The 7436-nt window shown below is 74.6% G+C and carries 5 protein-coding genes; 3 read left to right on the top strand and 2 right to left on the bottom strand.

Translation table 11 applies throughout. The features are described from left to right. The gene (locus FXF60_RS04440; RefSeq protein ID WP_151524065.1) at positions 1-1530 is read right to left on the bottom strand and encodes a DEAD/DEAH box helicase; all 1530 of its coding nucleotides are present in this window, start codon (positions 1528-1530) and stop codon (positions 1-3) included. A 97-nt stretch (positions 1531-1627) separates the two neighbouring features. On the opposite strand from FXF60_RS04440, the gene FXF60_RS04435 reads away from it, so the two are divergent. The 3 genes from FXF60_RS04435 (at position 1628) to FXF60_RS04425 (ending at position 6482) form a co-directional block, all read left to right on the top strand. Beyond that, the gene (locus FXF60_RS04435) at positions 1628-2473 is read left to right on the top strand and encodes an alpha/beta fold hydrolase (RefSeq protein WP_151524064.1); all 846 of its coding nucleotides are present in this window, start codon (positions 1628-1630) and stop codon (positions 2471-2473) included. Positions 2474-2540: 67 nt separating this feature from the next. Next, positions 2541-5825, top strand: coding sequence for a DEAD/DEAH box helicase (locus FXF60_RS04430; protein WP_151524063.1), 3285 nt, complete (start codon positions 2541-2543; stop codon positions 5823-5825). A gap of 12 nt (positions 5826-5837) precedes the next feature. Further along, entirely contained in the window at positions 5838-6482 is a 645-nt protein-coding gene (locus FXF60_RS04425; RefSeq protein ID WP_151524062.1) for a maleylpyruvate isomerase family mycothiol-dependent enzyme, read from the top strand. A gap of 118 nt (positions 6483-6600) precedes the next feature. Here FXF60_RS04425 and FXF60_RS04420 read toward each other — a convergent pair whose 3' ends face one another. After that, positions 6601-7434: a carbohydrate ABC transporter permease gene (locus FXF60_RS04420; RefSeq protein WP_151524061.1), complete on the bottom strand. Its 834-nt coding sequence runs from the start codon at positions 7432-7434 to the stop codon at positions 6601-6603. Between the last annotated feature and the right edge of the window lie 2 nt (positions 7435-7436).

The raw sequence follows: 7436 nt of genomic DNA, 5'->3' as shown, positions 1-7436 counted from the left end.
TCAGCGGCGCCGGCCGCCGCCGCTCGACGTCGAGAACGCGACGATCGACCCGCCCGAGGAGGTTGCCCGGCGGCCTCCCGTGCGGCGGCCGGCGCCCTGGGCGGTGCCCCGGCGGCCACCGCCGCCCTGGCGCTGACCCTGGCGGCCTGTGCCCTCGCCCCGGTCCTTCCGGCCCTGGCGGTCCCCGCCCCGGCCCCGGCCCCGGTCCTGCCGGCCCTGGCGGTCCCCGCCCTGGCCCTCGGCCCGGCGACGACCACCCTGGCGGCTGCCGCTGCGCCCGCCGGGACGGCCCTGCTTCGGGCCGCGCTGGGCGCCACCGGTCGCCGGTGCCTGCAGCGGAGCCAGACCACCGGGGACCAGGACCCGCTCGCCGGGTGCCAGCTCGGCCAGGATCGGGTGGCGCGCGTCCGCCCGGGTGGTCGTCGGCCGGATGCCCGCGGCCCGGGTCAGCGACCGGACGTCGCGGACCTGCTCGTCGGTCATCAGCGTCACCACGGTGCCGGCCGCGCCCGCGCGGGCGGTGCGCCCGGAGCGGTGCAGGTAGGCCTTGTGCTCGACGGGCGGGTCGGCGTGCACCACGAGGGAGACGTCGTCCACGTGGATCCCGCGGGCGGCGATGTCGGTGGCGACGAGGGTGGAGGCCCGGCCGGAGTGGAAGGCGTCCAGGTTGCGGGTGCGGGCGTTCTGCGCGAGGTTGCCGTGCAGCTCGACGGCGGGCACGCCCGCCCCGTTGAGCTGCTTGGCGAGCTTCCTGGCGCCGTGCTTGGTGCGGGTGAAGACCACCGTGCGGCCCGGGGCCGCCCCGAGGTCGGTGAGGACGGCGAGCCGCTGCCCGGCGTCGATGTGCAGCACGTGGTGGTCCATCGCCTGCACCGGCGACTGTGCCGAGTCCGCGTGGTGGGTGACCGGGTCGCTGAGGTAGCGGCGGGCGATGACGTCCACGCCGGCGTCCAGGGTCGCGGAGAAGAGCATCCGCTGGCCGCGGCGCGGCGTGCGGTCGAGCAGGCGCTTGACCACGGGCAGGAAGCCCAGGTCGGCCATGTGGTCCGCCTCGTCCAGGACGGTCACCTCGACGCCGGAGAGGTCGGCGTGTCCCTGCCCGAGGAGGTCCTCGAGCCGGCCGGGGCAGGCGACGACCACGTCGACCCCGGCCCGGAGGGCGCGCACCTGCGGGTTCTGCCCGACCCCGCCGAAGATCGTCACGTGGGCCAGCCCGGCGCGGGCGGCCAGCGGCTCCAGGGACGCGGCGATCTGACCGGCGAGCTCGCGGGTGGGGGCCAGGATGAGGGCGCGCGGCAGCCGTCCGCGCCGGCGTGCGGCGGCCGGGTCGGCCATCAGGCGCGACACCACCGGCAGCAGGAAGGCGAAGGTCTTGCCGGATCCGGTGCGGCCCCGGCCGAGCACGTCGCGTCCGGCGAGCGAGTCGGGCAACGTCGCCGCCTGGATCGGGGTGGGGACGGTGATGTCCTGGGTCGCGAGGACCGCGGACAGGGGTGCGGGCACGCCGAGCTCGGCGAAGGAAGAGGTCACGGGGGGCTTTCAGCAAAGGGGGTGAGGCGGGTCGGCGCGCAGCGCCGTGCGCCTCATTCTATCGCACGGCGCGGCCCGGCACCGGCATGATGGAGCGATGGAGACCGGCGAGCTGCTGACCCACGAGCACGACGGGCTGAGGCACGAGGCGCTGCTGGCCGGTCCGGGGGACGGCGAGCCGGTCGTGCTGCTGCACGGCTTCCCTCAGGACGCGACCGCGTGGGGGCGGGTCGCTCCGCTGCTCCACGACGCAGGCCTGCGCACCCTGGCGCCGCACCAACGGGGATACGCCGCGGGTGCTCGCCCACCGGCGGTCACGGCATACCGGATGGAGCACCTGGTGGGAGACGTCCTCGCCCTGTTGGACACCGTCGGCCTGCCACGGGCGCACGTCGTCGGCCACGACTGGGGCGGTGCGGTGGGCTGGGCGCTGGCCGCCTGGCACCCGGACCGGGTCTCGACCCTGACCGTCCTGTCCACGCCGCACCCCGCGGCGCTGCGGTGGGCCGTGCGGCACGGCGACCAGGCCCGGCGCAGCTGGTACATCGGGGCCTTCCAGGTGCCCCGGCTGCCCGAGCACGTCATGGCGCGGAGCCTGCGCCGGGGCGGCCTGGCCCGCACCGGTCTGCCGGCGCAGGACGTCGCGCGCTACGCCGCCAGGCTGGGGACGGCGCGGAGCCTGCGCGGTCCGGTGAACTGGTACCGCGCGGCGGCGGGACGCGGCGCACGCCCGGTCGGCGGCGTCACGGTGCCCACGGCCTACCTCTGGGGGCGGCGCGACCCCTTCCTCGGTCGGTCCGCGGCCGAGCGGACGGGCCGGCACGTCACCGGCGACTACCGCTTCGAGGAGCTCGCGGCCGGTCACTGGCTGCCGGAGAAGCGTCCGGACGTGGTCGCGGAGGCCGTGCTCACCGGCGTCCACCGGCACCGCGGGCAGGCCTGACCCGCGCCCGACCCGACCCTGTGGACAGGGCACGGCGTCTGTCGGCGGCGGCACCTACGATCGGTCCATGCCACCGGACCTCGCCGCCGCGGACTGGGTGCTCCGCGTCGAGGACGGTGCCCTGCGCGCGGACGTGGGGGAGCTGACCTTCGCCCGCGCCCAGGGGTATGCCGAGGCCGGGCACGTCCGGACCCTCGTCACCGGGCCGGACGGCGCGGCGCTGGTCGGCACCGTGACCGGCGGGCGGGGGCACGTCTACCAGACGGTCGTGCGGATCCACGACCGCGAGGTGCTGGTCTGGAGCGGGCAGTGCAGCTGCCCCGTGGGCCAGGACTGCAAGCACGCGGTCGCCGTGCTCATCACCGCCCGGTCGCGGTTGCGGTCACGCTCCGGGGCCGCGGACTGGGAGAGCGTGCTGGCGCCCCTGGTGCGCCCGGCGCAGCAGCTCGGCCGGCAGCCGCACCGGCTCGGCCTGCAGGTCTCGGTGAGCCGGGGTCCCGGTGGTCGGGACGAGCGGACGCGCGTCGCGCTCCGTCCCGTCCGGCCGGGCCGCAGCAAGCCGTGGGTCGGCCAGGGGGTCGGGTGGGACGACCTCACCAACCGCTGGTCGACCACTGAGGTCGACCCTCGGCACCGGTCCCTGCTGGGGCAGCTCGCGGCGCTCGGCAAGAGCTCCGGGTTCGGATACTTCTACAGCTCGGCCAAGGAGCTGCCGCTCGGCGAGATCGGGGCCGTCGCCTGGCCGGTGCTGCGGCAGGTGGTGGACGCGGGCGTCCCGCTGGTGGCGGGCGAGGACGTCACCAGCGTCGCGCTGGGGGAGGGACAGGCGCAGGTGGGCCTGGACCTGACCCGGGAGGAGGACGGGCAGCTGGCCCTGCGGGCCGGGGTCCGTGCCGACGGGCTGCCGGCGTCACCGACCGGGGTGTTCCTGGTCGGCCGCCCGCCGCACGGGCTGGGCCGGGTCGACGAGGGGGGCGAGCTGACCCTCTGGCCGCTGGGCGGCGCGGTGCCCGAGGTCGTCGTCGGCCTGGTCGAGTCCGGCCGGGTGATGCGCGTCCCGCCCGAGGACGTGGGCCGGTTCCTGACGCAGTACTACCCGGCGCTCGCCCGGCAGGTCCGCCTCACCTCCAGCGACGGCAGCGTCGTCACCCCGGCCGACGCCCCCCCGCGGCTCCGGCTGGAGATCACCCCGGAGCCGGGGCACGTGCTGCACCTGCGGTGGACGTTCGGGTATGCCCTGCCCACCGTCGACGGGGAGCCGCAGCTCGCGACCGTGGGGCTGTCGGCCGGACCTGACGACCCACCCCGGGACGCCGACGCCGAGCGCCGGGCGACCGGTGCGGTGCTGCCGCTGCTGGAGGGCATACCGGCCTGCGTGGCTCGGGAGCCCCACGGCGGGGAGGCCCTGCGACCCAGGTGCGTCCTGACCGGGCTGCAGACGGCCCGGTTCGTCGAGGAGGTGCTGCCCGTCCTGCAGGACTGCGACGACGTGGACGTCGTCCTGCACGGGGACCTGGCGACCTACGAGGAGGCCGCGCAGAGTCCGGTCGTGCACCTCACCACCAGCGAGGCCCAGGAGGGTGACTGGCTGGACCTGCACGTCAGCGTGACCGTGGGGGACGTCGAGATCCCGTTCGAGCTGCTCTTCGAGGCGCTGGCCCGCGGCGAGGAGGTGCTGCTGCTCGACTCGGGCCTCTGGCTGCGCCTGGACCAGCCCGAGCTGCTCAGCCTGCGTCGCCTCATCGAGGAGGCCCGGGAGCTGGTCGACTCCGACGCCGCGGACGATCCGGCCCAGCTGCGGCTGACCCCCTACCAGGCCGGCCTCTGGGAGGAGCTGGTCGAGCTCGGGGTCGTGCACGACCAGCACGGCCGGTGGCGCGAGCGGGTCGACGCCCTCCTCGCGCTCGGAGAGGGAGACCGGGGTGTCGTGCCGGCACCGCCGGCGCTGGAGGCGACGCTGCGCCCCTACCAGCTGGACGGCTTCCGCTGGCTGGCCGGCCTCTGGGACGCCGGGCTCGGCGGCATCCTCGCCGACGACATGGGGTTGGGCAAGACGCTGCAGGCGCTGGCCATGGTGGTCCGCGCCGAGGACCGCGCCGACCTCGCGGAGGGTCCCGTCCTCGTGGTGGCGCCGACCAGCGTCGTCGGGGCCTGGGCCGAGCAGGCCGCCCGCTTCGCCCCGCACCTGGCGACGGCGACGATCACCTCGACCGGCCGCCGTCGCGGCACCGACCTGGCGACCGCCATCGGGGCCGCGGACCTGGTCATCACCTCCTACACCCTGCTGCGGATGGACGCGCCGGAGTACCACTCGATGCCGTGGAGCGGCGTCGTCCTGGACGAGGCCCAGGTGGTCAAGAACCGCCGCTCGGCGACCTACCAGGCCGTCCGTCGGTTGGATGTCGGTCGGACCTTCGCGATGACCGGCACCCCGTTGGAGAACACCCTGATGGACCTGTGGTCGATGACCTCGCTGGCAGCACCAGGCCTCTTCCCCCGCCCCGAGGTCTTCACCGAGCGGTATCGCAAGCCGATCGAGGCCGGCTCGGCCCCGCTGGAGCTGGATCGGCTGCGCGCGCGGATCCGCCCGTTCATGCTCCGGCGCACCAAGGCGGAGGTGGCCGCCGACCTGCCGGACAAGATCGAGCAGACCCTGACCATCGACCTGCACCCCGCGCACCGACGCGTCTACGACCAGCACCTGCAGCGGGAACGACAGCGGGTGCTCGGGCTCCTGGCGGACATGGACAAGAACCGCATCCGGATCTTCCGTGCCCTGACCGTGCTGCGTCAGCTCTCGCTGGACCCGGCCCTGGTCGACGCCGACCACGCCGGCCTCGCGACCTCCGCCAAGGTCACCGCCCTGGTGGAGCAGCTCACCGAGGTGGCGGCCGAGGGCCACCGTGCCCTGGTCTTCTCCAGCTTCACCGGATACCTCGCCCTCGTGCGGGAGGCGCTGGAACGGGCGGGCATCGACCACGTCTACCTGGACGGGCGCACCCGGGACCGCCCGGCGCGGATCTCGTCCTTCCGGGAGGGTCGGCAACCGGCCTTCCTCATCAGCCTCAAGGCGGGCGGGGTCGGTCTGACCCTGACCGAGGCCGACTACGTCTTCGTCCTCGACCCGTGGTGGAACCCTGCCGCCGAGGCCCAGGCCGTCGACCGCACCCACCGCATCGGCCAGCACCGGCCGGTGCACGTCTACCGCCTGGTCTCCCGGGGCACGATCGAGGAGAAGGTGGTGGCGCTGCAGGATCGCAAGCGGCGCCTCTTCACCACCGTCGTCGACTCCGGCGAGTTCGCCACCGGCACGGTGACCGCGGAGGACATCCGCGGGCTCGTCGACGGGTGAGAGGCTGAACGCATGACCACCACCGGGGGCAGCCCGACCTGGGATCTCGTGCAGGCCGAGCGACGTGCCCTCGTTGAGGACCTCGCCGCGCTCGAGGAGCCGCTGTGGGAGCACGCGTCCCTGTGCCCCGGGTGGACGGTCCACGACGTGGCGGCGCACCTGGTCGACAACGCGCGGACCACGACCCCGCGCCTGCTCCTGGCGATGGCGCGCGCCCGCTTCGACTTCGACGCCCAGAACGCCGCCGGCGTGGCGCGGGAGCGTGGTGACACCCCTCGGGAGACCCTGGCCCGTCTCCGGGCCGTCGTCACCCGGACCTCCGGACCACCTGCCCCGCGGGCCAGCAGGCTGGTCGAGGAAGTGGTGCACGGCGAGGACATCCGTCGACCGCTGGGCCTCGAGCACGCCTACGTCCAGGAGGCGGTCGAGCGTGCCCTCACCTACCAGCTGGCCACCGCCGTGGGCCTCGGTGGCGCCCGGGAGCGGGTGGCGGGCCTCACGGTGCGCGCCACGGATGCCGGGATCGCCTCCGGCTCGGGGCCGGTGGTCGAGGGGCCTGCCCTGGATCTGCTCCTCGTCGTCTCCGGCCGCGTCGTCCCAGGCGTGCTCCGCGGTCCGGGCCTGGCCGAGCTGGAGGCGCGCGCTGCCGCGGGCTGACGACGTGCCCGAGCCTGGCCGAGCCGGCGGGGTCGGGCGTGTCGTCGGCTCCAGCGTTCACGTGAACGGGTGAGCCGGTGGGGTGGGGCGTGTCGTCGGCACGACGCCCCGCCGGAGGTCAGTCGCTGATGCCGGTGCGCTCCACGCCCTGGACGATCCACCGCTGGAGGAAGAGGAACATCAGCAGCAGCGGGAGGATGGCGATCAGCGCCGCCATGAAGAGCTGGCTGATCTGCGAGGTCTGGGCGGTCAGGTAGGTGGACAACGCGATCTGCACGGTCCACGAGTCGGGCGTGCGCCCGATGACCAGCGGCCACAGGAAGGCGTTCCAGCTCCCGATGAAGGTGATCGTGCCGATCGCGGCGGCGAAGCCACCGGAGTTGGGGACCACGACTCGCCAGAACGTCCCCCACCAGGACAGCCCGTCCAACGCCGCGGCCTCCTCGATCTCCTTCGGGAAGGACAGGAAGAACTGGCGGAAGAGGAAGGTCGCCAACGCCTGGAAGAGCCCGGGGATGATCAGCCCGCGCAGCGTCGAGATCCACCCCAGCGAGCTGACCAGCACGAAGCTGGGCACGAAGGTCACGGCGGCCGGGATGAGCAGGGTGATGGTGATCAGCCAGAACACGGCGTTCGACCAGCGGTAGGGGATGCGTGCCAACCCGTAGCCGGCCATCCCGGACAGCACCAGCACACCGATCGTCTGGGTCACCGCGATGACGGTGCTGTTGAGCAGCGCCCGACCCATCGGCACGGTCCGGTCGCCGAAGACGGCTGCCAGGTTGCCCCACTCCCACGAGGGCGGCAGCCAGTGCCACTCGGCCGAGGCGAGGTCGGCCTCGGTGCTGAGGGCGCCCCGGAGGAGCAGGTAGAAGGGCAGCAGGAACAGCACCGTCCCCACCAGCAGCAGGGCCCAACGCAGGAGGGCGTAGCGCCGTCGTTCGTGCAGCACCG

Origin of the sequence: Serinicoccus kebangsaanensis (genome assembly GCF_008919445.1) — a bacterium.
In the GTDB taxonomy this organism is placed as follows: domain Bacteria; phylum Actinomycetota; class Actinomycetes; order Actinomycetales; family Dermatophilaceae; genus Ornithinicoccus; species Ornithinicoccus kebangsaanensis.
This window is presented reverse-complemented; position numbering and strand designations above follow the sequence as displayed.

Bases quoted from the DNA above. Each gene is read 5' to 3' on its own strand.
- FXF60_RS04430 (WP_151524063.1), top strand. From the start codon at position 2,541: ATGCCACCGGACCTCGCCGCCGCGGACTGGGTGCTCCGCGTCGAGGAC.
- FXF60_RS04435 (WP_151524064.1), top strand. From the start codon at position 1,628: ATGGAGACCGGCGAGCTGCTGACCCACGAGCACGACGGGCTGAGGCAC.
- FXF60_RS04425 (WP_151524062.1), top strand. From the start codon at position 5,838: ATGACCACCACCGGGGGCAGCCCGACCTGGGATCTCGTGCAGGCCGAG.